This is a genomic window from Streptomyces sp. NPDC087901 (assembly GCF_044742205.1).
Taxonomy (GTDB): Bacteria; Actinomycetota; Actinomycetes; order Streptomycetales; family Streptomycetaceae; genus Streptomyces.
The window spans coordinates 190,115-214,123 of sequence record NZ_JBIUUC010000010.1; the positions used below are offsets into that span (position 1 = coordinate 190,115).

A 24,009-nucleotide genomic window follows, 5' to 3' on the forward strand; every position below is an offset into this window, starting at 1 on the left:
TGTGCGGCGTGGGATCAGCTGTTCCTGACCGCGGCGACGGCTTCGGTGTGCGCTGCCGACTGGGCGAGTCCGGCACGGGCTGCGGCGGCCCGGCTGCTGGGGTCGAGAGGGTTTCGGCCGAAGGCCTTCTTCGCCGCGGCGTCCGGGGTGATGACAACGGTCCGGGCCCCCTGCGCGGCGAGTTCCTCCGCCTGGGAGCGGGGCGAGGCGATGGCCTTGTTACCGGCGGCCGTCGGCGCGATGACGACGACGCGCTCGTATCCGGCGGCCAGATGGGCGTTGGCCGGGGAGTGCACTCCCCCGTCGATCCACGACCGCCCCCCGAAGGAGGCGACGGGCCAGACGGCGGGGACGGCGCAGCTCGCGGTGACGGCGTCCGCCAGGGACACGTCGCCGTCCTTGTCGAACGTGTGCAGCTCACCGGTGACCGCGTCGACCGCGGTGACGCGGAGCGGACGCTCCGGCCACGCCGGCGAGGGCAGCCTGCTCGCGATGACCGCCCGCCGCTCCTCCGGCGACAGGTCCACACGCGCCTCACGGGCGATGCGGGCCAGCTTCTGCGCGTACGCCTGCGGTGTGCGCGAGGTCAGCACGGCCCGTGCGTAGCGCAGGACAGTGGCCGGGCCGAGTCTGCCGCCCCGCTCGCCGGCGGCTTCGGCGAGCTGGAGTTCGTACAGCTGCGGCAGTCCGATCATTCCGGAGGCGAGCTGTGCGCCCACGATCGCACCGGCCGAACTGCCGATGATCATGTCGACGGTGGACAGGTCCAGTCCCGCCTTCGCGAGCCCGTGCAGGATTCCGGTCTCCCAGGCGCTCCCGGTGACGCCGCCGGAGCCGAGCACCAATGCTGTGTCTGCCATGCCGTCAGTCTTGCGCACGGCACCGGGTCCGCCTCCCCTGGGGTGCGGGAGACGGACCCGGAACGGCCGTACGGCTCAGAGCAGTCCGGTCACGGTGCCCGCGCCGACGGTGCGGCCGCCCTCACGGATGGCGAAACCGAGGCCGGACTCCAGCGGTACGTCCCGGCCCAGTTCGACGGTCATGGTGACCGTCTCGCCCGGCCGCGCGACCGCCGCCGCGCCGAGGTCCACGTCGCCGACGACGTCGGCGGTGCGGATGTAGAACTGCGGCCGGTAGCCGGTGGCGACCGGAGTGGTGCGGCCGCCCTCGCGCCCCGACAGGACGTACACCTGCGCGGTGAAGCGCCGGCTCGGGGTGACGCTGCCGGGCGCCGCGACGACGTGCCCGCGGCGCACCCGGTCGCGCTCGACCCCGCGCAGGAGCAGCGCGACGTTGTCGCCGGCCTCGGCGGACTCCATCGGCTTACCGAAGGTCTCCAGGCCGGTGACGACCGTCTCGATGTCCGCACCGAGCACCGACACCCGGTCGCCGACACGCACGGTGCCGCGCTCCACGGCGCCGGTGACGACCGTGCCCCGGCCGGTGATGGTCAGGACGTTCTCCACCGACAGCAGGAACGGCGCGTCGGTGTAGCGGACCGGAATCGGCACATACGTGTCGACCGCGTCGAGCAACGCCTCGACCGCCGCGGTCCAGCGTGGGTCGCCCTCCAGTGCCCGCAGACCCGACACCCGCACGACAGGCACGGTGTCGCCGCCGTAGCCGTGCGCGGACAGCAGCTCGCGCACCTCCAGCTCGACCAGGTCGGTCAGCTCGGGGTCACCCGCGTCCGCCTTGTTGAGAGCGACGACGATGTGGTCGACACCCACCTGACGGGCGAGCAGCACGTGCTCCGCGGTCTGCGGCATGATCCCGTCCAGCGCGGAGACGACGAGGATCGCCCCGTCGAGCTGGGCGGCGCCGGTGACCATGTTCTTGATGTAGTCGGCGTGTCCGGGCATGTCGACATGCGCGTAGTGCCGGGTGCCGGTCTCGTACTCGACGTGCGCGATGTTGATGGTGATGCCGCGCTGCGCCTCCTCGGGCGCCCGGTCGATGCGGTCGAAGGGGACGAACGTGCCGGTACCGCGGTCGCTGAGGACCTTGGTGATGGCGGCGGTCAGGGTGGTCTTGCCGTGGTCGACGTGGCCCATGGTGCCGATGTTGAGGTGCGGCTTGGTGCGCACGTATGCCGTCTTGGGCATGGTGAATTCCTTGGGATGCGAAGCTGGAGAGGGGACCCCGGGGCCCGGCCGACCCTCCCCTTGCGGGGTCCGCCGGACAGTCGGAGGAGGGTCAGCTTCGGGCGCCGCCGATGGGCGCTGCGGCAGCGGTGAACGCTGCTGCGACAACTGCTGCGAGGGGGTTCACGGCAGCCTTCGGCGTGTCCGCGACTGCGGACTGCGCTGCGAGGAAGGCGTACCGGAACATGTCTCGATCATGTCCGACGGCTGTCGGCCCGTCGAGCGAATTTCTGCAGGCGGTAAGGGGGTTGGGTCCGGCGCTCCTCAGAGGTGCTTGGTGGCCTCTCGTACGGACAGCGGCGCCAGCCGGTCCCGGGCGCCGTCGACGAAGTCCCGCACGGCCTGCGGGTCCGTTTTGGAGTACTCGCGCAGGCACCAGCCGATCGCCTTGCGGATGAAGAAGTCGGGGTGCTCCGCCCGGCGCAGGGAGTAGGCGAAGAGCCGCCGGGTGTCGGTGGCGTCCTTGAAGCGGAGCTGGTGCAGCAGCGCGGTACGAACGATCCAGAGGTCGTCGTCCTCGATCCACTCGTCCATGGTCCGCCGGAGCTCCGGGTCGGCGGCCACCAGCGGTCCCGCGACATGGGCGGCCAGGATGTCGACGGTGTCCCACCAGGACACCGTGGTGACCAGGTGGCGCAGCACCGGCACGAATCCGGACGAGCAGCGTGCGACGTGGCGGCGCAGGTAGTCGGCGGCGAAGTAGTGGTACTCGCGTTCGGGCAGTGCCCAGCAGCGCAGCGCGATCGCCGCGCAGTCCTTCTCCGTGGGGCGTGCGGTGCCTTCGAGGACGGTGCGGGACAGCGCCCGGCGACGGGGGGTGGGGATGCCGAGGAAGGGTGCGACGTGCTTCATGTACGCGGCGGCGGAGCGGGCACGCACAGGGTCGGCGGCCGTGGGGTACAGCTGGGCCAGCCGCTCCAGCAGCGTATCGGCGAGGACGCTGCGGGGCGGGGCGGGGCCTGGCGCGGCGCTCTCCCCGACCTGTTCGGCTCCACCGCTCATAACGGTCACATTACGGCGATCACCCATGGGTGTCGGTTAGTCTCCCCGAATGCTCGACCCCGTCCCCGCCACCCGGCCCGCAGGTGGCCTCGCCGTGCGCTGCACGCGGGTGCTGCTGTCGCCCTGGTCCCGGCTCTCCCTGCTCGTAGCGGTGCTCATGGCCGCCGCGACGACGATGCTGCTCCTGGAACCCCAGCGGCTGCTCGCCTCCGGCTGGCCGGCCCAGCTGAGCGGCGGGGCCGCCGCGGTCGCGCTCTTCGGCCTCGCGTACGGCGTCTGCACGGTGGCCTTCGTGCCGAGACCCCTGCTCAATCTCGCCGCCGGTGCGCTGTTCGGCACGCAGGCCGGGCTGGCGGCGGCCCTGGCGGGCACGGTGCTGGGGGCGGGCGTCTCGTTCATGCTCGGCCGGGTCCTCGGGCAGGAGGCGCTGCGTACGCTGTTGCGCGGGCGCTGGATGCGGGCGGCGGACGGGCAGCTGAGCAGGCACGGTTTCCGTTCGATGCTTGCGCTGCGGCTCTTCCCCGGGGTGCCGTTCGCCGCCGCCAACTACTGCGCCGCCGTCTCACGCATGGGGTATCCCCCGTTCCTCGTCGCGACCGGCCTCGGGTCGATCCCGAACACCGCCGCGTACGTGGTGGCGGGGAGCTCGGCCTCCTCGCCGACCTCGCCCGCCTTTCTTGCCGCGATGGGTTTCATCGTGCTGACGGGTGCGGGCGGGGCCTGGGTGGCCTGGCGCCGGCGCCACCGGCTGGGCGCGGAGTGATGCGGCGGGCTGCGCGGGGGTAGTCGTCAAAGTGTTCATCCGGGGGCGATACGCTGCCCGCGACCGAATGACGATCTCCGGGCCCGGTGCGGCCCTGTCATCACACGACCGCAATCCGCACGTTGCCGACGGCTCGAAGCCGTCGGCCGATGCATGATCACTCCGGGATGGCCCAAGCCCCATGAGCTGGTTCGAATCGTTCGTCCTCGGCCTCGTTCAAGGACTGACCGAGTTCCTTCCGATCTCCTCCAGCGCGCATCTGCGGCTCACCGCGGCGTTCGCCGGCTGGCACGATCCTGGCGCGGCGTTCACCGCGATCACCCAGATCGGCACGGAGGCCGCAGTCCTCATCTACTTCCGCAAGGACATCGTCCGCATCGTCTCGGCGTGGTTCAAGTCGCTGACGGACCGTTCGATGCGCGGCGACCATGATGCGCAGATGGGCTGGCTCGTCATCGTCGGCTCGATTCCCATCGGCGTGCTCGGTGTGACGTTCAAGGACCAGATCGAGGGCCCGTTCCGCGATCTGCGCCTGATCGCCACCACGCTGATCGTCATGGGCATCGTCCTCGGCATCGCCGACCGCCTTGCGGCACGCGACGAGACCGGCGGCAAGCACCGGGCCGTCAAGGAGCGCAAGTCGCTCAAGGAGCTCGGCGTCAAAGACGGCCTGATCTTCGGCTTCTGCCAGGCGATGGCCCTGATCCCGGGCGTCTCCCGGTCGGGCGCGACGATCAGCGGTGGTCTGCTGATGGGGTACACCCGTGAGGCAGCGGCGCGTTACTCGTTCCTGCTCGCCATCCCGGCGGTGCTCGCCTCCGGCGTGTTCGAGCTCAAGGACGCGGGCGAGGGCCATGTCTCGTGGGGCCCGACGATCTTCGCGACGTTCATCGCGTTCGGTGTGGGGTACGTGGTCATCGCCTGGTTCATGAAGTTCATCACGACCAAGAGCTTCATGCCGTTCGTGATCTACCGGATCATTCTGGGCATCGTGCTGTTCATCCTGGTTGGCGCGGGATCCCTGAGCCCGCACGCGGGTGAATCGGCAGGCTAATCAAGCGCCCATACCTAGCAGCATCTAGCACTTTCAGGCACCTCCACGCATCTGCGCACCATGATCATCTCCCACTTTTCTCCCACTCATCTCCCGACAAGGAGACCGGAAGACACGCAACTGAACGGGATGCAAACGCAAAGTCGCGGATACAGAGAAGGGCCCACACAGGGCCCTTCTCTGTGACTCTGAGCCAGCCCAAGCTGACCGGCCCCGCTGGCGCCGGAGGCACCCGAGATGCGCCGCGCCGTGGCTGTTCACAAGAACAAGCAAATGCGACTCATCCCACTCAAGGGCCTGTCGCGACCTACCGTCGCCCACACACGGGTTGACACGGAGCTCGCCAGCGATGGCACGAAAAGCCCCTCCACGCAAAGACTGCGGTCCCACGCTCCATGAGCTCACCGACGGCTCGGAACCGGACTCGAACCGGACCCGCGCAAGTCCCTGACCAGGCACTTCCCGTCTGACCTGGGCTGCAGCCCCCGCCCTTTCCCGTTCCTTCCGTCCATTCCCGTTCCGTCACGCATCGGTGCACCCGTGGGCGCACGGACTGTTTGTGGCGATTCGAACGAAAGGCCCGAGTGGCTGAATCCTTCCCCGTCGCCGCGTCTCGCCAGCCTCCGCGACAGCCCGGCGGCCCTCCTCCGTATCGATGAAGGGCCACCGTGCTCGGGACACGACAGTCAGCGGGTGGCAGTCCACCCGCCTCGCGACAGGGTCGCTGCACCGTCCGGCGTGATGGTGACCCGGGCGCCGTAGACGGGAAGTGTGCCCGCCCGGTTGAGCCGGTTCCTCACCCGCTGGAGTTCCCGCCACAGACGCCGGGGCCCGCCCTGGTGGACGGTGGGCGAGTCGAGGTACCCGGTCGAGGTGGCACGGGCCCAGGAGCCGTCAGCGTGCAGCAGCCACACGGTGCGGCTATCCCCGTCCTCGTGGCTCCGGTACTCAACGTCGGGAACCGCGAGGGCGAGCATCGACATGACGTCCCAGGCATCGGCGGGATACAGCAGCGGATACCGGCACGTCGTCACCTCCTCCCCGTCCCCGCGCTCGGCCACGGCCCACACCCCGTTCGCGGGGGCGTCGTAGTCCGCGCCGTGCCGGGTCCGCATGAAGCCGGCCGGGTCGGGCTCGACCCGGCCGATTGCTCCGCCGTCCGCCGTCTTGTCAGCGGTGAGGATCAGCCCTGTCCCGGCGATGGTCGTTACGAGCCGCCCGCCGGGGTGCAGCGCCTCCAGCCACGAGGTCGGGATCGGCCGTACGGACACGGTGGAAACGATCCGGTCGTACTCACCCAGCAGGGGCCCGGTGATGTCGGCGACGGCCAGATGCGGGCGCAGCCCGATGGAGTCGAGGCGTTCGCGCGCGGTCCCCACCAGGTGCGGGTCGACGTCCACACTCGTCACCTGGCCGGCGCCGAGACGGCGGCACATCAGCGCTGTGCCGTACCCGCTGCCGGTCGTCACCAACAGGCGGGTGTCATCGGTGACCATCGCGTGCCGGTGCATCATCACCACCAGCCCCGGCAGCGTGGACGACGACGTGGGAAAACCCGCCCGGCCCCACCACAGCCCCCGGGTCGGCATCGTCCGCATGCAGGGCACTGACCCGGGTGACCAAGGTGCGGTCCGAGTACGCGGCCGCCATCCACGCCTCGGCGTCGGCCACCCCGTCGCGCAGCTGCCAACCCCCTTCCCCGCTGCGCCACCAGCGAGGTACGAACACGTGGCGGGGTGTGGTGGCCAGCGGTTCGTACCAGCGCGACTCAGGCCGCACCACCGCGTCGGCCAGGCGCCGGGCATGGGTCTCCCAGCCCATCAGAATCTCCTCCTAGTAGGCGGGCTCGCAGGCGTCGCTCTCGGCCGGGGAGCAGTCCGAACCGTCGCTGTCGGGGTTGCAGGCCGTGACCCTCTTCGCGGGCGCAGGCATGCACGAATCCTCGTCCGGGAGGCAACCGGCCCGGTAGGTCCGCGGAATGCTCGCCGCGACCCGCGCCCACTCAGGACCGGTGAACACCGAAGCCAAGGAACGGGACTTGACGTCACCGGCGAGCAGGAATCGCCCCAGAACGCACGGGGCGACCGTACCGTCCGGCAGGATCGCAGCCTTGCCGTCCGCGCACCGCCCGCACAGCTCCGACGTCGAGGGCAGCAACGTGGGCTTCGCGGCGTTGCCCACGCCCCGCACACCGTCCACCCGCACCTGGTTCACACCGATCGATCGCATCTCCGCCGCGGCCTCCTGCGACCGCTGCCCGTCCCGCATGTGGATGATGCCGACCTTGACCCGGATCCCACGGCGGACAGCCTCGACGATGTTGGCCCGGGTGGAGTCGTGAGACCCCTTCCGGCCGGTGATCGCGTCGTGCTCGTCGGCGTCGTCGGAGTAGTACGACGTGCTCAGACTCACCAGCGGGTGGGCGAACAGGCCCCAGTGCTCGGCCCTCACCCGGTACAAGTTGCTGTAGACCTGGACGCGCAGCCCCACCTCCAGGGCGTGACCGAGGAGGGCGGCGAACTCAGGGTGCAGCGTGGGCTCTCCGCCGATCAGCTGCACAGTCCTCGCGCCGCCGGCGGCCGCCTCGGTGATGATGCGCGTCCAGTCCTCGACGGACATGCTGCCGTGGTCCCGGGTCGGGCCCGACTCGGCATAGCAGTGGGTGCAGGCCAGTTGGCACCGGTCGGTAACCTCCAGCTCAAGGAACTCCGGCACGGCCTGTATGGGGGCATGGGGGGCGATCGTCATGGTGTCTCTCCTCTGTGCGGGACAGGGTCCTCGAGTCGGCGGGTGCCGGCTCCGTACGCCGGTGGTGGGTTGAGCCCCGCCCGCAGACGATCGGCGTCATCCGTCTACGGGCGGGAGTCCGGGAGGGGAGACAGCGCCGCGCGCCGCTCTCATATGGCGAGGTCGTGCCAGGCGACGACGCCGATCCAGAGGCAGACGAACAGCAGGAACCCGAAACAGCTCGGCGACGCCAGCACGGACAGGCAGCCCTGCTCCTGAGCGGCGCTGCCGAGCGCCGGCAGGGCGCCACCCGCACTGCCAGGTGTGTCGGCCTGCCGCGAGCAACTGCTCCCAAGGGGTGCCGACGAAGGAGCGGTCACGGGTAGCCCCACAGATCGATGACGGATTGGCCCGTCCCGGCTGTGCAGGCGCGCGAGCCACGCAACCGGGACGGGGGTAGACCCGCCCGCACCCCGGCCACTGCCGGCCTCGGGTACAGGCGGGAGCTCAGCTGGCCTTGACGCGGTTCGGCCACTCGGCGCCGGGCCGGTCCCATGAACGGCGGGCGTACCAGTCGTAGTGGTCGCCCCTGTGGCCGGCGTTCAGTACGCAGCGGCCGGCGCTGCGCGGGTTGCGGTCCCAGCAGTAGCCCGAAATCGTTCCCACCTGCGGGGCCTTCACAGCGCCTCCCTGTACAACGGGTTGCCAGGGGCCGGGGCGACACGGAGAAAGGACGTGATGACCGCCCGGTAGCCGCGGTGGTCAGGGTTGCGGCCAGCATGGCTCAGCGCCCAGTCCTCGGGCGGCGTCCGCTCGGCGTGGGCGTCGGACCGATCCATGCACGTCGTGCACTCCACCTCGTACACCGGGCCCGAAGCACCCGGCTCACGGTCGACACCGATCGTCCAGTCCGCGTGCCGGATCACAGATCGAACAGCCATCAGCGCACCGCCACTTCACGCGTTGCGCAGGCGTCAGTGTCGAGGCAGGCCCGCGGGAACCACGAATACGCGGCCCCGGTCTGTGGCCTGGCGCGCTGCTCGCCAAGGTCAACGTCCGCGCCAACCGTGACTGGGTGGCGACACCAGACGCAGCACCACCCGCGCTGCTGATGCTCGGTGAGGTCTCTGACTGGCGGTAAATCCCTCACTGTCATGGCAGTCCCCGACTCGTCGCTGATCTGGTGAGACGAGCGTGCCAGCGCGTGACAGGCACAACGCTCACAAAAATGTGAGCGTTGTGAGTGCGGCTACAGGCCGATCCAGGTGGCCATGCCGACGAGGGCATCCGACGTCCGGCGGCTTGTGTGGAGCAGCCCGGTCACTGTCTCGCGGGTCCGAGGGTGGTAGCGGGTCTGCTCCGGAGCGGTCCGTCGTGCTGCGGCCAGGTGGCGCAGCGAAGCGTCCAAGTGCCCGGTCTCCATCTCCACCAGCGCACGGTCCACGAGGTATCGGGATCGTCGTGACGTGAGCGTTGCCGGCGGGAGTTTCACGGCGCGGGCCTGGCCAAGAGCGTCGTCGTACCGGCGCATGGTGATGGCCGCACCCATCTCGTGCAAGGTCACGTTCATCTGGCCAAAGCTGAGCCAATGCACCTCGGGGGCCTCACCGCCAACACGGTCAGCCAACTCGCGGGCCGCGGCGATGTGCTGCTCTACGGCGCCGCTATCCCCGGCCCGCGCGGCCACGGCCGACGCCCCGAGATGAAGCTGCCCGGCGACTGCCAGCCCTTCCCGCGTCGTCTGGTCGGCGACGAGTGCCTGGCCGGCCTCCACCAGCCGCCGCCCGAGGCCCTGCTCAGCCTCGGCGTGCCCGAGCGCCCTGCGGTACTGGCGGATCGCGGCCAGGCAGGGGTCAGAGGCTCGGTCGGCAGCCCACCCCATGCGGTCAAGGGCGACGACGGCGAGGTCCGGGAAGCCCAACTTCACGGCGAGGTCATGGGCAGTGCGGTAGGTGGAGGCCAGGGCCCGCCACGTCTCGGTCGTCGGCGCCGTGGTGGCGGCGAGGGTCAGGTCTCCGATGACGTCCGGGAGAGCCCGAGCCGCCTCCCTGAGGTGCGTTGCCCGTACCTCCTGGCAGAGGCGGTCCGCGTCGAGCACCAGCTCGGCCACAGGGCGCGCAGGTGTGCGCTCGCCCGGGGCGAGATCGTAGAGGGCGAGCGACTCGCGGATCGGGCGTACCAGGGCGGCGAGACGCCCATGCTGCGTATCGGTCACGTGCGACGGTCCTGTGAGGAAAGTGGTGTCGATCCCGAGCGCAGCAGCCACGGCCGCAGTGAACGCAGCACTCGCGACCCGTGCCCCGCACTCCACCTGATTCAGCAGGCTGTACGAGTACGGGATCCGCTCCGACAGCTCGCGCTGACTGAGGCGGGCGCGCCGCCGGTGCTCCTTGATGCGATCGCCTGTGCTGCTGTCGTCGGGTGTGGGCATACTGGTACCTCGTTCCTGACTCGTCATCTGGAACGGTACCCGCGCACCCGTGCGCAGGACCCTGCATCGCACCCGATTCCATCCGGTTCGGGGGCGGTTGCATGTGTGTGGTCGGATGGCGGCATGACGACTCTCTATCTGTTCGGCTCGGCCGCGCCGCCAGTCTTCGAGGTGGCCAGCGTCATCGAGGAGGCGCAGGGACGGGGCTGGGATGTATGCCTCGGCCTGACACCGTCAGCTGCACGATGGCTGGAGAACGACGTGCCCGCGCTGGAGCGTCTGACCGGTCACCCGGTGCGCTCGGAGTACAAGCTCCCCGGGCAGCCGGACGTATGGCCCAAGGCGGACGTCATCCTGCTCGCGCCGGCCACGTTCAACACGATCAATCAGTGGGCGCTCGGGCTCACGTCGACGTTCGTCGTCGGGGTCGTCGCGGAGGGCATTGGCAAGCGCATTCCGACAGTGACGATGCCGTGCGTAAACGCCGCCTACGTGCAACACCCGCAGTTCGACACATCGGTGGCCACGTTGCGCGGGGCTGGCGTGACCGTGCTCTACGGCCCGGGTGGCTTCGAGCCGAACCAGCCAGGCGAGCGTAGGCCAGAGGGGTACCCGTGGCACCTCGCCCTCGATGCCGTCGCACGCCGCACGGCGTGACCTGCGGCTAATTGTCAGTGGCCGGTCGTACGATCCAGCCCGTGGCAATCGAACTGAGTGATGAGCTGATCGAGCTGGAACGCGCGGCCTGGGCCGAGCAGCAGGAGAACCGGCGGACGGTGGAGACCGCGGCTCGTGTGCAAGCTGCGGTCACCACCCACGCCGAGGCGACCGACCAGCCACGTGATCAGGTCGAGCAGGCACTGAAGAAGGCCGTCCGATACCCCGACGGGCCGCCGCCCCGATAGCCCGGCTATCGGCTTCCGGGGCCGAAGTAGCACAGCGTCAGGGTCTCGCCGATGGCGAAGCCGTCGCCGGGGATCTTCACCTCGCGGCTCGGCAGTGTGCCGCGAGGACATCCCAGCGGACCCTCGATGACGTAGGCGCCTGAGAGATCGGGCGTGAGCGCCCGCACGTCGGCCTCGGTGAGGGACTGAACAGCCGCCGTACCGGGAGGCCCCGCGGACCCAGCCGAACCGCTGGGACCAGCCGGGCCACGAGGGCCTTCCGGCGGCATCAGGACGAATGCAGCCCCGATGGTGAGGGCCGAGCCAACAACGCCGCCAAAGATCGCGGCTATCACGGTGGTGCGTACGGGTCTGTCACTCATGCCGGGATAGTAGAGCGACCTCCCACATCCGAAGCACCCGCCCTCGCGACGCGGTCCACGCCGGAGGGGACGCCGGCATCGGAATTCCGCAACCGCCCGATGCGGACACTCCAGGACACCCCTCACCTGCGCGCAGTCCCCACCCGACCCCGGCATGGGGAACCAGTCGCTTTCCCCACGGATGGATACGACCAGTAAGCAGGATCAGGCTCGAACACGACGGTGACTGTGAGATCCGGACAGAACTGGCCCCGACGATCCAGGATCTAGGGTCTACCAATGGCATGAGGTGGACGCGCACCCCACCTCCAGCGCTACGGTCCACCACACCTCGCGGCACCCCCAGAGAGCGTGATGGAGGACCCATCCATGGAAACCGGCCAGACCAGCCCCGCACTAGACATCCGCATCGGCGGATTCCGTATGACCTTTCAGCGCATCCCCTCACGGCTCTTGGCCGCCCTGGGGACATGTGCCGGGTCGGCGTTCACGGCGTGGCTCACGACTCGCTGAACACCCCGAAGCCCGGGGGCGCCTGATCCACCCGTCCGGCGATAGCGGGGCTCACCTCCTCGAAGGCAGGGCAAGCCCCGCACGCCCACCGGCTAGGCGACGATGGGGGTATCCGGTGGATCCACCGAGGGCGGAGCTCCCTCGTCAGGGTCCGTGCACAGCAGCGCAAGCCGTTCGTTCGCGAGGTCGACCGCGTCCCGCAACGACCCGCCGGAGTTGGGGTGCAGCTCGTGTTCCACACGGGTCAGCCGCTCCTCGAACCCGCCCAGCCGCTCCATGACTCCGGCCCGGCCCGCCACCCCGGGGCGCGCCTCCTCGCCGGACCAGTCGTCCATGAACTCCTCGACCCGCTTACCGAAGTGAACGACGCCGCGCGTGATCCGCCACAGCACAGTCACCACGGCGGTAAGCACTGACACCGCCCCGCCCCACACCAGCACCGCGTCCACGGCCGGGATCCCCGTTGCGTCCACGCTCACCCACCAGCCCCCGCCGTCTCCGGGGTCTCCGCGCGCGGGGTGTGCTTGGCCTGCCATCCCGCTACGAATGTGACGAGCCCAGGGACCAGGGACAGAACGAGCGGGCTGACTGCGTCGGGCATCCAGGACAGCAGACGCGCGTTGTCCTCGACGGCCGCGAGGATGCCGAGGAGTCCGGTTGATGTGAGGTAGGCCGCGGCCGTAGCCAGGCTGACCTTGCGCTCCACAGGGGCGTACGTGGCCATGAGGTGAGTCCTTCTCAGTGGGTGACGGTGAAACCGTGCTTGGCGCCGAGGCGCGTCAGGGTGGTTCGGCCAGGGATGCCGTCCGCCGGCTGACCGGGCGCACGGCCGCGGAAGCCGCACCGCTCCTGCCACTGGCTCATCGCGGTGACGGTGGTGGTGCCGTAGTGGCCGTCCCTGCACCCCTTGGTGAGCAGCCCTTCATCCACGAGGGCGGCCTCCACGGTGGCCGTCGCCGCGTACGTCACGGGGGTCCCGGGCATGCCCGGGTTCCGCAGATCCCGCAGGGGCGTTCCTCACCGCCGGTCTTGACGGTCATTCCGCAGTCGCCGGGGCCGTGGGCTGCGATGGCCTGGGTGGTGTGGTTCCCGGTGAGGGTGACGTACCTGTCGGGCTCGACCTCGCGGACGACGAGGGAGCGGTATTGGCCGTTGTGGCAGAGGCTGGTGAGGATCGTCCCGACGTCGCCGCGCTTCGCATTGCCGGGGAACGGCTGGAGCTGGGCGAGCGGGATCGTCTCGGTGCGCAGGTAGGTGGCCTGGGTCGTGGTCTGTTTCCCCTGGTCGGCGGAGAGGGCGCAGAACGATACGGCCAGGACGGGCAGGTCCCCGTGGCCAGACCTGCAACCTCCTGCCGGGTGTTGGGTCCAGGGGATGCGGGAGGGGCCCGCACCGGTCCGCTGACGCGGTGGTGCGGGCTTCGGGGCGGAGGTCAGCAAGCCCGATTCAGGAGCCAGTCCGTGTCACAAAGAACGTAATGACCGCAGCGACGAACAGGGCGACCAAGGCGTAGAGGAGCCACTCGAAGGCCCTGAAGCGCCATGCGAGGCAATTCTTGTTGTGCTCGCTTCCCCGTTCCATTGCTGTGACCAGATTCACCAGGTGAGCCTCGTGACCAACCCGATCTCGGTACGCCGCGATGCCCCTGTCCATCTCGCCGGGAATCTCCCAGTCAGGGATCGGGTGGGAGATGTACGCGGCGACCCAAAGCGTGGCCGCGAGGGCTCCGAGCAGCATCCCGACCGCCCAAGCGGAGACCGTAACGCCACGGGCTAGCACAACGCTAAATGCGATTGATTCCGCCACAAGAATGACTTGCAGCAACTGCATCGAACGGCCGCGAATTTCGACGAGGTTGTCTGCTTGAGCTTCCATGTACCGGATTCCGTCTTCGACAGCCTTTTCCAGGACTTTGATGTCTCGGGGCACCACGGTCACCTCTGCCCATTACGCCGATTTTGGGGCCGTGCCCGCTTCCGCCGTGCTGCTCATAGGTCCAGGGTGCGCCCGTGCTCACCGGGGCGCACGCTGGCGGGCTCACCGCGCTTCGACCGTCGACCGGCGTGCATCCCGAGTAGCCGGCACCGGGCTGGTCGCGGGAACCGAGGCTGCTGAAGCATGGGGCGCGTCAGCGTCCCATGTAGTGCGGCCGGACCCGTTCGGCGGTGGCCACCAGGGCGGCCGCGCGCCGCTGTCCGGGAACGTGCGCCTGTGCCTGGAGGACTGCGGGCAAGCGGTACGCCGGCACGATGCGGACGGGGCCGAGGGCCAGTTCGGTGGCCGGTCGCCCGTGAGGGCCGAGGAGTCGGGCGCCCTCGATGGCGACGATGGCGACGACCGGCACGCCGAGAGCGCGGGAGACGGCCGCAGCCTCCTTGCCCGCGCTGGTGATGCGCCGGGTGACGTCCCGGTCACCGTGCCGGACCCGGCCCGCGCGGACGGTGACGGGGAAGCGCCGAAGTACGACTCCCACCGCAATCTCGTACTCCCGCAGTTCCTGGCAGAGCTACACGCAGCACTCCTCGACACGCACGATCACGAGTACTTCTTCCCTGCAATCAGCGGCGGCCTGCTGGCCAACGCCAACTTCAGCTACCACTACTGGCGCCCAGTCGCCGATGGGAGATCGGCCAGCGAACAGTTCGGTCGGGTTCGTCTGTGCCAACCCCAGGTGGTCACTTCCCGACGCCCCCTCCCGAAGGTGCCAGCGACCTCGTACGCCGGCAAACGGCTGTACCTCCTCCGGCACGGCGGCAAGGAATGGTTGGACGAGGACGGCCACAGCCGGATCGCCGTTGAAACTCGGATGGGCCACGAAGTCGCAGGGGTCGAAGGGCTGTTCTCTCACGTGACACTGCCAATGGAACAGCAAATCGCAAACGCGCTGCAAAGGCGATGGCTCAAGTTCATGGCCCGCGCGGGAGGGAATCTTGTCATCCCGTCTCCCGCTCGTCTCCCATTTGATATTCAGGGCTGGTGGAAACAGCAGGTCATAGCCGCTCATGACCTCGCCCGACAGAGTGGTTCATGAAGTTCATCACGACCAAGAGCTTCATGCCGTTCGTGGTCTACCGGATCATTCTGGGCATCGTGCTGTTCATCCTGGTCGGTGCCGGATCGCTGAGCCCGCATGCGGGCGAATCCGCCGGCTGACCGAGGGACCGCGCCCAGCACTGTCCAGCGGGCGCTCCTCCGTGCCCAGGAGAGTTCACCGGCCTGGTGTCTCCGGCTCTGTACCGGCTCGGGAGGCGGTTGTCGTCGCCCAGGTCCGGAACAGGGCGAGGGCCTCAGTGAGGTTTGCGGGACCGCACGCGGCGTGAAAGGCCCTCGAGGAGACCCGGGCGTGAATCCAGTCCTGCGTGCTGCGGTGGACTTCCTGGGGGGCGTACTCGCGTCCTTCCAGGTCCGTCCCCTCCACGTCGATCTCGATGATCCAGCCGGGGTTGTCGAGCGTGGCGATCTTCACGCCCCGCTCGTGCTCCCAGTCGCCGTCGCACTGCCGCGTGTACCAGTTCTGCAGCCAGTCGAGCAGTGGCTCCGAATCGCTCATGGCAGGAGATGCTAAGCGGGTTTCGCGCCGGAGTCGGGCACGAGCGGTCCGTCCTGCACGAGAGAACACGAGAGAATCCGTCCTGCACGAGAGAAGCGGTGGCGCAACCGGTACGAGTAAGCAGGTCGGCGGACCGGATCAGCTACCGCCGGCGCCTGCGCGAGCTGATGGCCACCCGGCCGGCCCGGCTCAACTGCTGTCGGCGTCATCGCCGCCGGTCTGCCCTACGGCGTTCCGGACGACCCGCCTCCTATGAACTCGCACCAGGGCGACGCTGCTGCCTCGCAGGCCAGCCCGCCGGCTGCCAAGGCTTATCGGGCCGGAGCCGTACTCAGTCGCGTCCCGGCCGTTTCCCCCGCCCTCGCACCACGCCACATCCGAACCGGATGCGGGCACGTACACATGGGGCCACGCTGGATGTATGGCTACTCCCCCGATTGTGATCCACCGGCCCACACCGTCCGGCGCACGGCTCGTCACCGTGCACCTCGCCGGCCGCGAGGAGAGGCTCGGGCTCGCGCACAGCGACCACGATGTCATCGTGTTCCTCGCCGACGCCGGCATGGCGGACCCGGCACGGGCCCTCGACACCCCGTCCCTCGTCGAGTGGCAAGGGGCTGCCGCCCACGACTTCGCAGCGGCCTGAACGGCAACCGAACGACAACCACCTCCGGGCAGACAGCCCGGTCGCCTCTTGATGCCCGTCCGGCCCCGGCGCACGCTTCGGTACGGTCCCGCCGGGCGAGCACGTTGCGCCTCAGCAGCAAGAGTTCCGCCTCGACTGCGGGGTCTCCCGGCCGCCCGGGTACCGCCGCAGACCGTGGCGCGCACGCCTGACGCCGCGCTGCCCCCGTCCCCGCCGGAGCGGGTACGGGGGCAGCGCGGGCCTCGACGCGGGTGGTGTCACTCGGTCTCGACGAAAGGCGGAAGATCGGGTTCGACGAACAGCCCCTGGTAGCGCGGTGTCGGCACGGCCTCGACACGGCCCGGGGCCTCGGACGCCGAGCCCGCCGCGTTCTCGTCCGAGCGCCGCTGAACCTGGCGGGGCGGGGTTTCAGCCATCGGGTCTCCTGGTGATTTCGCAGTTGCTTCTGAGGGCCCCGAGGCGCCACCCGGTCCTCGGACCGCGGCGGCGACGGGGTGTGGCACCGTCCCGGTCCCACACCCACCAGGGCACCGGTATCCGACGAGGCATGCTGAGAGTATCCGCTGTCCCGGCTCCGGCGGTCGCCACCGTCGCCCGGTCCGCTCGTCAATTCGCCTGCACAGCCGCGTCAGCGGGCCGGCCGGTCCTCCTGCCACCGGGTGTACGGGACGCGCGCGATCTCCCGTACGCCGCCGAAGGTGCCCCACTCGTCCTTGCCGAGCCGGGTCAGCGGGCGCAGCGCGGTGACTTCGGGGTGGCCGTCCGTCATGACGTCCTCGTCGACCGCGGCGTGCACCACGCGGCCGAACACGACGGTGGAGTCGCCGAGCAGGACCGTGCTGTGCAGCTCGCATTCCAGCGCGACGGGCGAGCCCGCCACGCGGGGCGGCCTCACCCGCAGGCTGGGTTCCTGCTCGACGCCCACGGCCTCGAACTCGCTGATGCCGCGCGGGAAGTCGGTCGCAGTTGCGTTGATCTTCTCGAACAGGGACTCCGGGGCGAAGTTCACCACGAAGGAGCCCGTCGCCTCGATGTTGAGCAGCGTGTCCTTGCGCCCCACCGAGGTGAACTGCACGACGGGCGGGCTGACACAGGCGATCGTGAAGAAGGAGTGGGGGGCCAGATTGGCCGTCTCGCCGTCCGGGGTGACGGTGGAGACCCACGCGATGGGCCGGGGGACGACCACGGCGGTGAGCAGTCGGTAGAACGTGCCGGTGTCGGTGGCCCCGGGGTCGAAGTCGATGCGCATGACGCCGAGTATGGCGTCCGGCCCTCCCGCCCTCCTACGCCTCCGTGTCCCCCGGGCCTCCCGGTCCCTCGGAACCGAACTGCTCGGCCCGCAGGGCCAGGTCCTGGAGCACGTCGGCGGACGACACGTCCGTCTGTCCGGAGTCGTGCACCTGCGCCAGCATCGCGAACGCCAGGGTGAACGCACCGACGAGTTGCTCCACCGCGCCGCCGACCTCCCGGCCGACCAGGGCCACCACGTCCTCGATCGTGGCGTCCTCGGGGATCGCGATCCGTGGCATCGTCTCGTTGAGAAGCGCGGTCACCACGGTCGAATCGGTGCTGGGGTCGTCACCGCCCGGGTTCTCCTCCAAGAGGCGACGCATCTCGCCCGCTTCGGTGAGGATGCCGATCACACGCTTCACGACTTCGCTCTGCTCCATCCCGCGAGCATAGGTGCAGGCGCACCGGCCGACGAGGACAACGGACGCCGGTCGTCCGTCGTGCCGGGCCCCGGGCGACGGCTTCCGACGTGCCTCTCCTGCAGCGGGCGCCGACCGGCCGTAGCGTACGAGGCAGGGCCCGACCGGCGCCGGGGGCGTTGCCGCGCGCCACGCGTACGTACCTGCCCGGGGCACGCACCACCGCATTCAGGAGGCATGCATGACCAGTACCGAGCTTCCCGTGATCGCCGCGGTCGACGGGTCCACGCACAGCTACGACGCGCTGGACTGGGCGGCCCGTGAGGCGGCCGGGCGGGGGCTGCCCCTGATGATCGTGCACGTCCGCCTCCTGACCCGGCGTACCGGCCAGGAGGCGCAGCAGCGCGAGGCGGAGGAACTCCTCGCACAGTCCGTGCGTCGCGTGAACGAGACCGTTCCCGGGCTGAGCCCCACGACACTGGCACCGCTCGACTTCCCTTCTGCCGCACTGGTCGCGCTCAGCCGTGACGCGTCGCTGGTGGTGGTCGGCTCACGCGGACTGGGCGGATTCCGCTCCCTGATGCTGGGCTCCAACAGCCTGGCGACCGCCTCGATGGCCAAGTGCCCCGTGGTCGTCATCCACAGCGGGCAGCCGGACGGGGAGCCGGGCGAGGGCGCCCAGGAGATCTTCCGGGACGTCGTCGCCGGGGTGGCCGCCGACGAGAGCAGTGAGGCGGTGCTGGAGTTCGCCTTCGAGACGGCGGCGTCCCGCCCCGGGGCACGGCTGCGGATCGTGCACGGCTGGACCATGTTCTCGTCGATGCTCTCCGGCGGTCCCGTCTTCGACCGGGACGCGGCGGCCGGCGCGGCCGAGCGGTCGCTCGCCGAGCTGACGGCGGGCCGGCGCGAGAAGTATCCGCAGGTCGAGGTCATGAAGGAGCCGGTCAACGGCTCCGCGTCGCGCACCCTGGTCACCGCGTCGGCGACCGCTGCACTGACGGTGATCGGCCGGCGCAAGGGCGGTGAGGCCCTCGGGCTCGGTCTCTCACCGGTGGCACAGACGACGCTCACGCACGCGCTCGGGCCGGTGGCCGTGGTGCCTTGCTGAGCTGCCTGGCGGGTGCCTCCGCCGGGCCTTCGGCGGCGGCCGTCCGGCCGGTTTCCGCCGTTCGCAGCCCGTCGCGGGTGCACGGCACTTGGCCCCGGACGCCCGTGGGCCCACACTGACCCGATGACGCAGCGCGTGGATCTCTCGACCGTGATGGACCGGCTCTCCATCGATGCAGTGATCACCGGCTACGCGGTGGCGGTGGACGACGGTGCGTGGCCGGACTACCGGGCGCTGTTCACCGCGGACGGACGCGCCGACTACCGCACCGCGGGCGGCATCGAGGGTGCCGCCGCCGAGGTGGCGGAGTGGCTCTCCGAGGCCATGCTGCTCTTTCCCGTACGGCAGCACCTGATCGTCAACCGCCGCCTGGACCTTCAGGACCTCGGCGGCTATCCGGGCGACCGGGCCCGGGTGCAGGCCGACTACATGAACCCGATGCGGCTCGTGAGCGGACCGGACGGGGAGGAAGGCTCCGCTGACCGTCCGACCGCACCGAACTTCGTCTCCGGCGGGCGGTACGCCTTCGAACTGCTCCGTACCGACGACGGCTGGCGGATCCAGGGAGTGACGGTCCACGAGAAGTGGCGGAGCCTGTCGGACTCCCTCACCGCCAAGTGATCCGCCCCGACTCGCTTCCGCTGCCCCACACTGGGGGAACAACAGGTGGAACGGATTCCGGATGATGCCTGCCCACCGGCAGGACGAGGAGGCGCGCATGCCGAGCGGGGCCGTGGGGCGCGAGCGGAGCGAACGGATACTCGGCTCGGCCCTGGGACGCGGAGGTGCCGCCCTCCTGGCCGGTGCGCTGCCCGCGCTCGCGTTCCCCGCGCCGGGACTGTGGTGGTTCGCGTACGTCGCCCTGGTCCCGTTGCTGATGCTGATCCGGTCCGCCGGCACGGGACGCAGGGCGGCCGTCGACGGATGGCTCGGCGGAACGGGCTACATGCTCGCGGTGCACCACTGGCTGATGCCGAGCCTGCATGTGTTCATCGTGGTGCTGGCGGCCCTGCTCGGTCTGCTGTGGGCCCCGTGGGGGCTGCTGGTCAACCGGCTCCTGCGCGGGCACGCCTCCGGCAGCGGGGTCGTGGCGGCCGTGGTCGTGGTTCCGTGCGGCTGGCTGATGATCGAGACGGTCCGCTCCTGGGAGGGGCTCGGCGGCCCCTGGGGGCTCCTCGGTGCGAGCCAGTGGCAGGTGCCGCCGGCGCTCCGCCTGGCGTCGGTGGGCGGGGTCTGGCTGGTGAGCCTGCTGGTGGTCGCGGTGAACACGGCGCTCGCCCTGCTGCTCACGGTACCTGCCGCCCGTGTGGGGGCCGTCGTCACGCTCGTGGCGGCCGCCGTCGCCGTGGGATCGGTGTGGGTGTGGGCGCCTCGGCCCGAGCAGACCGGGACGGCCCGGATCGCCGTCGTGCAGCCAGGTGTCGTCGAGGGGCCCGGCAGCGTGCAGCGCCGCTTCGCGCGCAGCGAGGAGCTGACGCGCTCGCTGGCGGGCCAGGACCTCGACCTGGTCGTGTGGGGTGAGAGCAGCGTCGGCGTCGATCCGGCCCGGCGGCCCGATGTCGCCGCCCGGATCGCCGCGCTGTCGCGGCTGGTGGGCGCGGATGTGCTGGTGAACGTGGATGCCAGACAGACGGACGCGTCGGGCCGGACCGGGATCTTCAAGAGCGCCGTGCTGGTGGGTCCGCAGGGGCTGACCGGGGACCGCTACGACAAGATGCGTCTGGTCCCCTTCGGTGAGTACGTCCCGGCCCGCTCGGCGCTCGGCTGGGCCACCTCGATGGGCAAGGCGGCGGGCGAGGACCGCCTGCGCGGCACGGGTCCTGTGACCATGACGCTGCCCGGCGCGCACGGCCTGCGCATCGGTCCGCTTGTCTGCTTCGAATCCGCGTTCCCCGACATGAGCCGGCGGCTGACCCGTGACGGCGCCCGGCTCCTGATCGCCCAGTCGTCCACGTCCTCCTTCCAGCACGGCTGGGCGCCCGGCCAGCACGCCTCGCTGGGCGCGCTGCGGGCCGCCGAGAACGGCCGGCCGATGGTGCACGCCACGCTGACGGGCGTCAGCGCGGTGTACGGCCCGCAGGGACAGCCCGTCGGGGCTCCGCTCGGTACGGACACGAGCGGGACGGCGGTGTACAGCGTGCCGCTGGCCAGGGGCACGACGCTGTACGTGCGGCTGGGCGACTGGCCGCTGTACGGCGCGCTGGCTGTGCTGGCCGCCTTCTGCGCCTTCGAAGGCGTACGGTCCGCGCGCAGGCGTGACCGGGGGGAGCCGGTGGGGGCGGTCGCCACAGTGGTTCCGGCCGACGGCTCGGGGGCGCTGGGCTCCGCCCGCAGTACCGAGGAGACCCCTGCAGAGTCCGCGCCGCAGTGAACCCGGCTCTCACGCGACGGAGCCCGGCCCGCCAAGTCAGCACGGATCTCAGGCAGTGGCGCCCGGTCCGGGAAGCGGGCCCGGATCTCAGACAGCGCCACCCGGTCCGTTCACCGTGACGATGTCACCCATGGCGTCGACGGTGAGCGCCACCCGTTCGACCTTGTTGGTCACGCCGAGAACCAGCCACACCGCGCCCCAGAGGAAGCAGGTGAAGGCCGTCAGGACGGCGTGCAGCACATGGTTCGGCCGCTGGCCCCGGACCATGACGACCTGGGTCCCTGAGCGGGACTCCACGCGCCAGCCGCTCGCGATCCGCTGGTTCACCGCCCAGTCCAGGATCAGGGCACGCTGCGTGGCGTCGGGCGGACGGCCGTCCGCCCTGTAGTAGCCGGGAGGGGGCTGGAGCGCTCCCCAGCCCGATGACTCGCGGTGGTGCTTCACCAGGTCACCTCCACGGGCGGGCGGTCCATCCACCCAGCCTGCATCGGGGCCGCTCCGCACGCATCCGGAGCCGTCGGCAGCAGCGGCGGCGGGCGCTACGCGCAGTCGAGGTCCCGCAGGACGCGCTCGCACAGCTCGTGCGTCTCCAGGGCGTCCCGGGCGCTCAGCAGCTTGCCGGCCCGGACTGCGTCCAGGAACGACAGGACGCTCTGTTCGATGCCGCGCTGACGGGCCACCGGCACCCAGTCGCCACGCCGTCGCAGGCTCGGCTGGCCCTTGTGGTCGATCACCTCGGCAAGGTTGAGCACTTCCCGCTTGGAGTCCTGGCCCGAGACCTCCAGCCGTTCCTCGGTCGAGCCGCTGAGCCGGTTCATCGCCCCGATGGCGGTGAAGCCGTCCCCGGCCAGCTGGAGCACGACGTGATGCATCAGGCCGTCACGGATCCTGGCCCGGACGACGGTGTGCTCGACGGGCCCGGGCACCAGGAAGCGCAGCGTGTCGACCACGTGGATGAAGTCGTCGAGAACCATGGTCCGCGGCTTCTCGGGCAGCCCTACGCGGTTCTTCTGCATGAGGATCAGCTCACGGGGGTGCTCGACGCACTGCGCGTAGCCGGGCGCCACCCGTCGGTTGAAGCCGACCGCCAGGGTGACGCCGCGCGCCTCGGCGAGCTCCACCAGGCGCTCGGACTCGGCGAGTTCGTAGGCCAGCGGCTTGTCGACGTAGGTGGGGACGCCCGCTTCGAGCAGTCGGCGGGTGATCTCCGGGTGCACGGCCGTCGGGGCGTGCACGAAGGCCGCGTCCAGGCCCTGGGCGAGCAGCGATTCGAGATCGGTGTGGCACTGCCCGGCCGGGATGCGGTGGGCGGCGGCGACCGAGGCCAGGGTGGCGGGGGTGCGGGTCTGCAGATGCAGTTCGACCCCCGGCAGGGTGGTGAGTACCGGCAGGTACGCCTTCTGCGCGATGTCGCCGAGCCCGATACAGCCGACCTTCACAGGGTCTCCTTCTCGCTGTTCAGCGCCGCACGTCGCGGTCCTCCTCCGTGGGGGTCGACCGCGGCCTGGCCGGCGCGTCCTTCGTCCGGGCAGCATACGTGTGCTGCGGCGGCCGCCAGTCGGCGATGCCGTCGAACGTGCGCAGGACGAGCCCTGGCCCGAACCGGGAGACCGTGGACATCACGAAGTCCCGTACGGCGACGGCAGGTGCGGAGGTCAGCCGCATCAGCCGGGTGACCTGTGCGGCCTTGCGGACGACCGCGGTGGTCCGCGGCAGCCGGTCGGCGGTGTACCCGGCCAGTCCCGCACCGAGGTCCCCGCCCGGTGCCATGTGGTGGGCGAGCACGATCCCGTCCTCGATGGCCTGGTTGCCGCCCTGGCCCAGGGTGGGTGCCATCGCGTGGGCGGAGTCCCCCAGGAGGACGGTGCGGCCGCGGTGGAAGGCGGGCAGCGGTTCGGTCATCTGGTACACGTCATTGCGCAGGACGCCCTCGGGCCGGGCGGCGGCGATGATCTCCGGAACAGGGGCGTGCCAGCCACCGAAACGGCGCAGCAGTTCCGCCCGTTCGTCATCGGCGCGTTCCCCTGCCGGGGCAGTGGCCGCGGCGTATGCGTAGATGCGGCCGTCCTTGAGGGGCTGGGTCCCCCAGAGGGCGCCGCGGCCCCATGTCTCGTGCGGGGCGAAGGGCTCGGAGGGGGCGGGGACGACGACGCGCCAGGTGGTGAATCCGGCGTAGGACGGTCCGGTGTGGTCCGGGAAGAGGGCGGCACGTACGGCGGAGTGGATGCCGTCGGCGCCGACGACGAGGTCGGCCTCGATCGTCCCGCCCGGTGTCCGGATCATGGCGCGCCTGCCTCCTGCTACGCCCGGGTCCACGAGGTAGGCGGGGCAGTTGGTGCGGATGGCTGATGCGGGCAGCCCGGCGGCGATGCGGTCGATGAGGGTGGCCCGGTGTACCAGGACGAGCGGGCCGCCGAACCGCTCGACGGCAGCGGCGCTGTCAGTCCGGGAGAGCCAGCGGCCGTCCGGGCTGCGCATGCCGCCCTCGCCCTGCCAGGCCGCCAGGGACCTGATCTCGTCGCCGAGCCCGATGACGTCGAGCGCGCGCTGGGCGTTGGGGGCGAGGCCGATGCCTGCACCGACGGGCTCCAGGGAACGGGCCCGCTCCAGGACCGTGACCTGCCAGCCGGAACGGTGCAGCGCCACCGCTGCCGTGAGACCACCGATTCCGCTGCCGATGACGACTGCGCGCGGAGTGTCCATGGCTCCTCCTCACATCTCAGGAACTACACCTGTAGTGACAGAAGCAAGTTACTACATCCGTAGTGCCGTCGCACTACAGAT

General features: G+C 70.4%; 31 protein-coding genes and 2 pseudogenes. 9 read left to right on the forward strand and 24 right to left on the reverse strand.

Annotation, left to right across the window (positions count from 1 at the left end):
* Nucleotides 1–14: 14 nt before the first annotated feature.
* The 3 genes from ACIOEW_RS28050 to ACIOEW_RS28060 form a co-directional block, all read right to left on the reverse strand.
* On the reverse strand, nucleotides 15–860 hold the full coding sequence (locus ACIOEW_RS28050) for a patatin-like phospholipase family protein (RefSeq protein ID WP_362547820.1): 846 nt from the start codon (nucleotides 858–860) through the stop codon (nucleotides 15–17).
* A gap of 75 nt (nucleotides 861–935) precedes the next feature.
* On the reverse strand, nucleotides 936–2,105 hold the full coding sequence (gene tuf / locus ACIOEW_RS28055) for an elongation factor Tu (RefSeq protein WP_401966877.1): 1,170 nt from the start codon (nucleotides 2,103–2,105) through the stop codon (nucleotides 936–938).
* Between the two features lie 303 nt (nucleotides 2,106–2,408).
* Entirely contained in the window at nucleotides 2,409–3,146 is a 738-nt protein-coding gene (locus ACIOEW_RS28060) for a DNA alkylation repair protein (protein WP_401966880.1), read from the reverse strand.
* A 49-nt stretch (nucleotides 3,147–3,195) separates the two neighbouring features.
* On the opposite strand from ACIOEW_RS28060, the gene ACIOEW_RS28065 reads away from it, so the two are divergent.
* Nucleotides 3,196–3,909, forward strand: a complete 714-nt coding sequence (locus tag ACIOEW_RS28065) for a VTT domain-containing protein (RefSeq protein WP_362547811.1) — start codon at nucleotides 3,196–3,198, stop codon at nucleotides 3,907–3,909.
* 181 nt (nucleotides 3,910–4,090) lie between these two features.
* The gene (locus tag ACIOEW_RS28070) at nucleotides 4,091–4,963 is read left to right on the forward strand and encodes an undecaprenyl-diphosphate phosphatase (protein WP_401966882.1); all 873 of its coding nucleotides are present in this window, start codon (nucleotides 4,091–4,093) and stop codon (nucleotides 4,961–4,963) included.
* A 686-nt stretch (nucleotides 4,964–5,649) separates the two neighbouring features.
* On the opposite strand, the pseudogene ACIOEW_RS28075 reads toward ACIOEW_RS28070, so the two are convergent.
* The 6 genes and pseudogenes from ACIOEW_RS28075 to ACIOEW_RS28100 all read right to left on the reverse strand — a co-directional run bounded on the left by ACIOEW_RS28075 (nucleotide 5,650) and on the right by ACIOEW_RS28100 (nucleotide 10,121).
* Nucleotides 5,650–6,784: pseudogene (locus ACIOEW_RS28075) on the reverse strand (protein-L-isoaspartate(D-aspartate) O-methyltransferase).
* Nucleotides 6,785–6,796: 12 nt separating this feature from the next.
* Nucleotides 6,797–7,711: a radical SAM protein gene (locus ACIOEW_RS28080; protein WP_401966883.1), complete on the reverse strand. Its 915-nt coding sequence runs from the start codon at nucleotides 7,709–7,711 to the stop codon at nucleotides 6,797–6,799.
* Nucleotides 7,712–7,860: 149 nt separating this feature from the next.
* The gene (locus ACIOEW_RS28085) at nucleotides 7,861–8,070 is read right to left on the reverse strand and encodes a hypothetical protein (protein ID WP_401966886.1); all 210 of its coding nucleotides are present in this window, start codon (nucleotides 8,068–8,070) and stop codon (nucleotides 7,861–7,863) included.
* A 127-nt stretch (nucleotides 8,071–8,197) separates the two neighbouring features.
* Nucleotides 8,198–8,371 (reverse strand): hypothetical protein, encoded by a 174-nt coding sequence (locus tag ACIOEW_RS28090; RefSeq protein WP_401966888.1) that lies wholly within the window; start codon nucleotides 8,369–8,371, stop codon nucleotides 8,198–8,200.
* Nucleotides 8,368–8,631 (reverse strand): hypothetical protein, encoded by a 264-nt coding sequence (locus ACIOEW_RS28095; protein ID WP_401966890.1) that lies wholly within the window; start codon nucleotides 8,629–8,631, stop codon nucleotides 8,368–8,370. Before ACIOEW_RS28095 ends, ACIOEW_RS28090 begins: the two co-directional genes overlap by 4 nt.
* Before the next feature lie 308 nt (nucleotides 8,632–8,939).
* A complete protein-coding gene (locus tag ACIOEW_RS28100; RefSeq protein ID WP_401966892.1) occupies nucleotides 8,940–10,121 on the reverse strand; it encodes a helix-turn-helix domain-containing protein in 1,182 nt (393 codons plus the stop codon).
* A gap of 123 nt (nucleotides 10,122–10,244) precedes the next feature.
* Between ACIOEW_RS28100 and ACIOEW_RS28105 the strand changes: the two genes are divergently transcribed.
* Both ACIOEW_RS28105 and ACIOEW_RS28110 read left to right on the forward strand, forming a co-directional pair.
* A complete protein-coding gene (locus tag ACIOEW_RS28105; RefSeq protein WP_401966894.1) occupies nucleotides 10,245–10,778 on the forward strand; it encodes a flavoprotein in 534 nt (177 codons plus the stop codon).
* 41 nt (nucleotides 10,779–10,819) lie between these two features.
* Complete coding sequence (locus ACIOEW_RS28110; protein WP_401966897.1) at nucleotides 10,820–11,026, forward strand: hypothetical protein; 207 nt, start codon at nucleotides 10,820–10,822, stop codon at nucleotides 11,024–11,026.
* A 5-nt stretch (nucleotides 11,027–11,031) separates the two neighbouring features.
* On the opposite strand, the gene ACIOEW_RS28115 is transcribed toward ACIOEW_RS28110, so the two are convergent.
* The 8 genes from ACIOEW_RS28115 to ACIOEW_RS28150 form a co-directional block, all read right to left on the reverse strand.
* On the reverse strand, nucleotides 11,032–11,388 hold the full coding sequence (locus ACIOEW_RS28115; RefSeq protein WP_401966898.1) for a hypothetical protein: 357 nt from the start codon (nucleotides 11,386–11,388) through the stop codon (nucleotides 11,032–11,034).
* Between the two features lie 605 nt (nucleotides 11,389–11,993).
* Nucleotides 11,994–12,374 carry a hypothetical protein gene (locus ACIOEW_RS28120; RefSeq protein ID WP_401966901.1) on the reverse strand — a complete coding sequence of 127 codons (381 nt, stop codon included), beginning with the start codon at nucleotides 12,372–12,374 and terminating at the stop codon, nucleotides 11,994–11,996.
* 2 nt (nucleotides 12,375–12,376) lie between these two features.
* Nucleotides 12,377–12,625: a holin gene (locus tag ACIOEW_RS28125; RefSeq protein WP_401966902.1), complete on the reverse strand. Its 249-nt coding sequence runs from the start codon at nucleotides 12,623–12,625 to the stop codon at nucleotides 12,377–12,379.
* A 14-nt stretch (nucleotides 12,626–12,639) separates the two neighbouring features.
* Nucleotides 12,640–12,885, reverse strand: coding sequence for a peptidoglycan-binding domain-containing protein (locus ACIOEW_RS28130; protein ID WP_401966905.1), 246 nt, complete (start codon nucleotides 12,883–12,885; stop codon nucleotides 12,640–12,642).
* On the reverse strand, nucleotides 12,867–13,340 hold the full coding sequence (locus tag ACIOEW_RS28135; protein ID WP_401966907.1) for a hypothetical protein: 474 nt from the start codon (nucleotides 13,338–13,340) through the stop codon (nucleotides 12,867–12,869). The genes ACIOEW_RS28130 and ACIOEW_RS28135 overlap by 19 nt, the downstream gene beginning before the upstream one ends.
* A 7-nt stretch (nucleotides 13,341–13,347) precedes the next feature.
* Nucleotides 13,348–13,830 carry a hypothetical protein gene (locus ACIOEW_RS28140; RefSeq protein WP_401966909.1) on the reverse strand — a complete coding sequence of 161 codons (483 nt, stop codon included), beginning with the start codon at nucleotides 13,828–13,830 and terminating at the stop codon, nucleotides 13,348–13,350.
* Nucleotides 13,831–14,029: 199 nt separating this feature from the next.
* Nucleotides 14,030–14,374, reverse strand: a complete 345-nt coding sequence (locus tag ACIOEW_RS28145) for a hypothetical protein (protein WP_401966911.1) — start codon at nucleotides 14,372–14,374, stop codon at nucleotides 14,030–14,032.
* A 33-nt stretch (nucleotides 14,375–14,407) separates the two neighbouring features.
* Nucleotides 14,408–14,905, reverse strand: coding sequence for a hypothetical protein (locus ACIOEW_RS28150; RefSeq protein WP_401966913.1), 498 nt, complete (start codon nucleotides 14,903–14,905; stop codon nucleotides 14,408–14,410).
* A gap of 17 nt (nucleotides 14,906–14,922) precedes the next feature.
* Between ACIOEW_RS28150 and ACIOEW_RS28155 the strand changes: the two are divergent.
* Nucleotides 14,923–15,054 (forward strand): annotated as a pseudogene (locus ACIOEW_RS28155) (undecaprenyl-diphosphatase); the annotation flags it as partial.
* 55 nt (nucleotides 15,055–15,109) lie between these two features.
* On the opposite strand, the gene ACIOEW_RS28160 reads toward ACIOEW_RS28155, so the two are convergent.
* Complete coding sequence (locus ACIOEW_RS28160) at nucleotides 15,110–15,451, reverse strand: immunity 53 family protein (protein WP_362547740.1); 342 nt, start codon at nucleotides 15,449–15,451, stop codon at nucleotides 15,110–15,112.
* 421 nt (nucleotides 15,452–15,872) lie between these two features.
* On the opposite strand from ACIOEW_RS28160, the gene ACIOEW_RS28165 reads away from it, so the two are divergent.
* A complete protein-coding gene (locus tag ACIOEW_RS28165; protein WP_326734886.1) occupies nucleotides 15,873–16,097 on the forward strand; it encodes a hypothetical protein in 225 nt (74 codons plus the stop codon).
* A 257-nt stretch (nucleotides 16,098–16,354) separates the two neighbouring features.
* On the opposite strand, the gene ACIOEW_RS28170 is transcribed toward ACIOEW_RS28165, so the two are convergent.
* From ACIOEW_RS28170 to ACIOEW_RS28180, 3 genes are all read right to left on the reverse strand, one after another.
* The gene (locus ACIOEW_RS28170; RefSeq protein WP_362547737.1) at nucleotides 16,355–16,513 is read right to left on the reverse strand and encodes a hypothetical protein; all 159 of its coding nucleotides are present in this window, start codon (nucleotides 16,511–16,513) and stop codon (nucleotides 16,355–16,357) included.
* Between the two features lie 212 nt (nucleotides 16,514–16,725).
* Complete coding sequence (locus tag ACIOEW_RS28175; protein ID WP_362547734.1) at nucleotides 16,726–17,346, reverse strand: flavin reductase family protein; 621 nt, start codon at nucleotides 17,344–17,346, stop codon at nucleotides 16,726–16,728.
* Between the two features lie 34 nt (nucleotides 17,347–17,380).
* Nucleotides 17,381–17,767, reverse strand: coding sequence for a hypothetical protein (locus ACIOEW_RS28180; RefSeq protein ID WP_362547731.1), 387 nt, complete (start codon nucleotides 17,765–17,767; stop codon nucleotides 17,381–17,383).
* A 220-nt stretch (nucleotides 17,768–17,987) separates the two neighbouring features.
* On the opposite strand from ACIOEW_RS28180, the gene ACIOEW_RS28185 reads away from it, so the two are divergent.
* The 3 genes from ACIOEW_RS28185 to lnt all read left to right on the forward strand — a co-directional run bounded on the left by ACIOEW_RS28185 (nucleotide 17,988) and on the right by lnt (nucleotide 21,225).
* On the forward strand, nucleotides 17,988–18,854 hold the full coding sequence (locus ACIOEW_RS28185; RefSeq protein ID WP_401966916.1) for a universal stress protein: 867 nt from the start codon (nucleotides 17,988–17,990) through the stop codon (nucleotides 18,852–18,854).
* A 123-nt stretch (nucleotides 18,855–18,977) separates the two neighbouring features.
* Nucleotides 18,978–19,475 carry a nuclear transport factor 2 family protein gene (locus ACIOEW_RS28190; protein WP_401966919.1) on the forward strand — a complete coding sequence of 166 codons (498 nt, stop codon included), beginning with the start codon at nucleotides 18,978–18,980 and terminating at the stop codon, nucleotides 19,473–19,475.
* Between the two features lie 97 nt (nucleotides 19,476–19,572).
* The gene (lnt, locus tag ACIOEW_RS28195) at nucleotides 19,573–21,225 is read left to right on the forward strand and encodes an apolipoprotein N-acyltransferase (protein WP_401966921.1); all 1,653 of its coding nucleotides are present in this window, start codon (nucleotides 19,573–19,575) and stop codon (nucleotides 21,223–21,225) included.
* A gap of 87 nt (nucleotides 21,226–21,312) precedes the next feature.
* Here lnt and ACIOEW_RS28200 read toward each other — a convergent pair whose 3' ends face one another.
* The 3 genes from ACIOEW_RS28200 to ACIOEW_RS28210 all read right to left on the reverse strand — a co-directional run bounded on the left by ACIOEW_RS28200 (nucleotide 21,313) and on the right by ACIOEW_RS28210 (nucleotide 23,928).
* Nucleotides 21,313–21,669 (reverse strand): hypothetical protein, encoded by a 357-nt coding sequence (locus tag ACIOEW_RS28200; RefSeq protein WP_401966922.1) that lies wholly within the window; start codon nucleotides 21,667–21,669, stop codon nucleotides 21,313–21,315.
* Nucleotides 21,670–21,764: 95 nt separating this feature from the next.
* On the reverse strand, nucleotides 21,765–22,664 hold the full coding sequence (locus tag ACIOEW_RS28205; RefSeq protein WP_362547716.1) for a Gfo/Idh/MocA family oxidoreductase: 900 nt from the start codon (nucleotides 22,662–22,664) through the stop codon (nucleotides 21,765–21,767).
* A 19-nt stretch (nucleotides 22,665–22,683) separates the two neighbouring features.
* Nucleotides 22,684–23,928, reverse strand: coding sequence for an FAD-dependent monooxygenase (locus ACIOEW_RS28210; RefSeq protein WP_401966925.1), 1,245 nt, complete (start codon nucleotides 23,926–23,928; stop codon nucleotides 22,684–22,686).
* Nucleotides 23,929–24,009 lie beyond the last annotated feature (81 nt).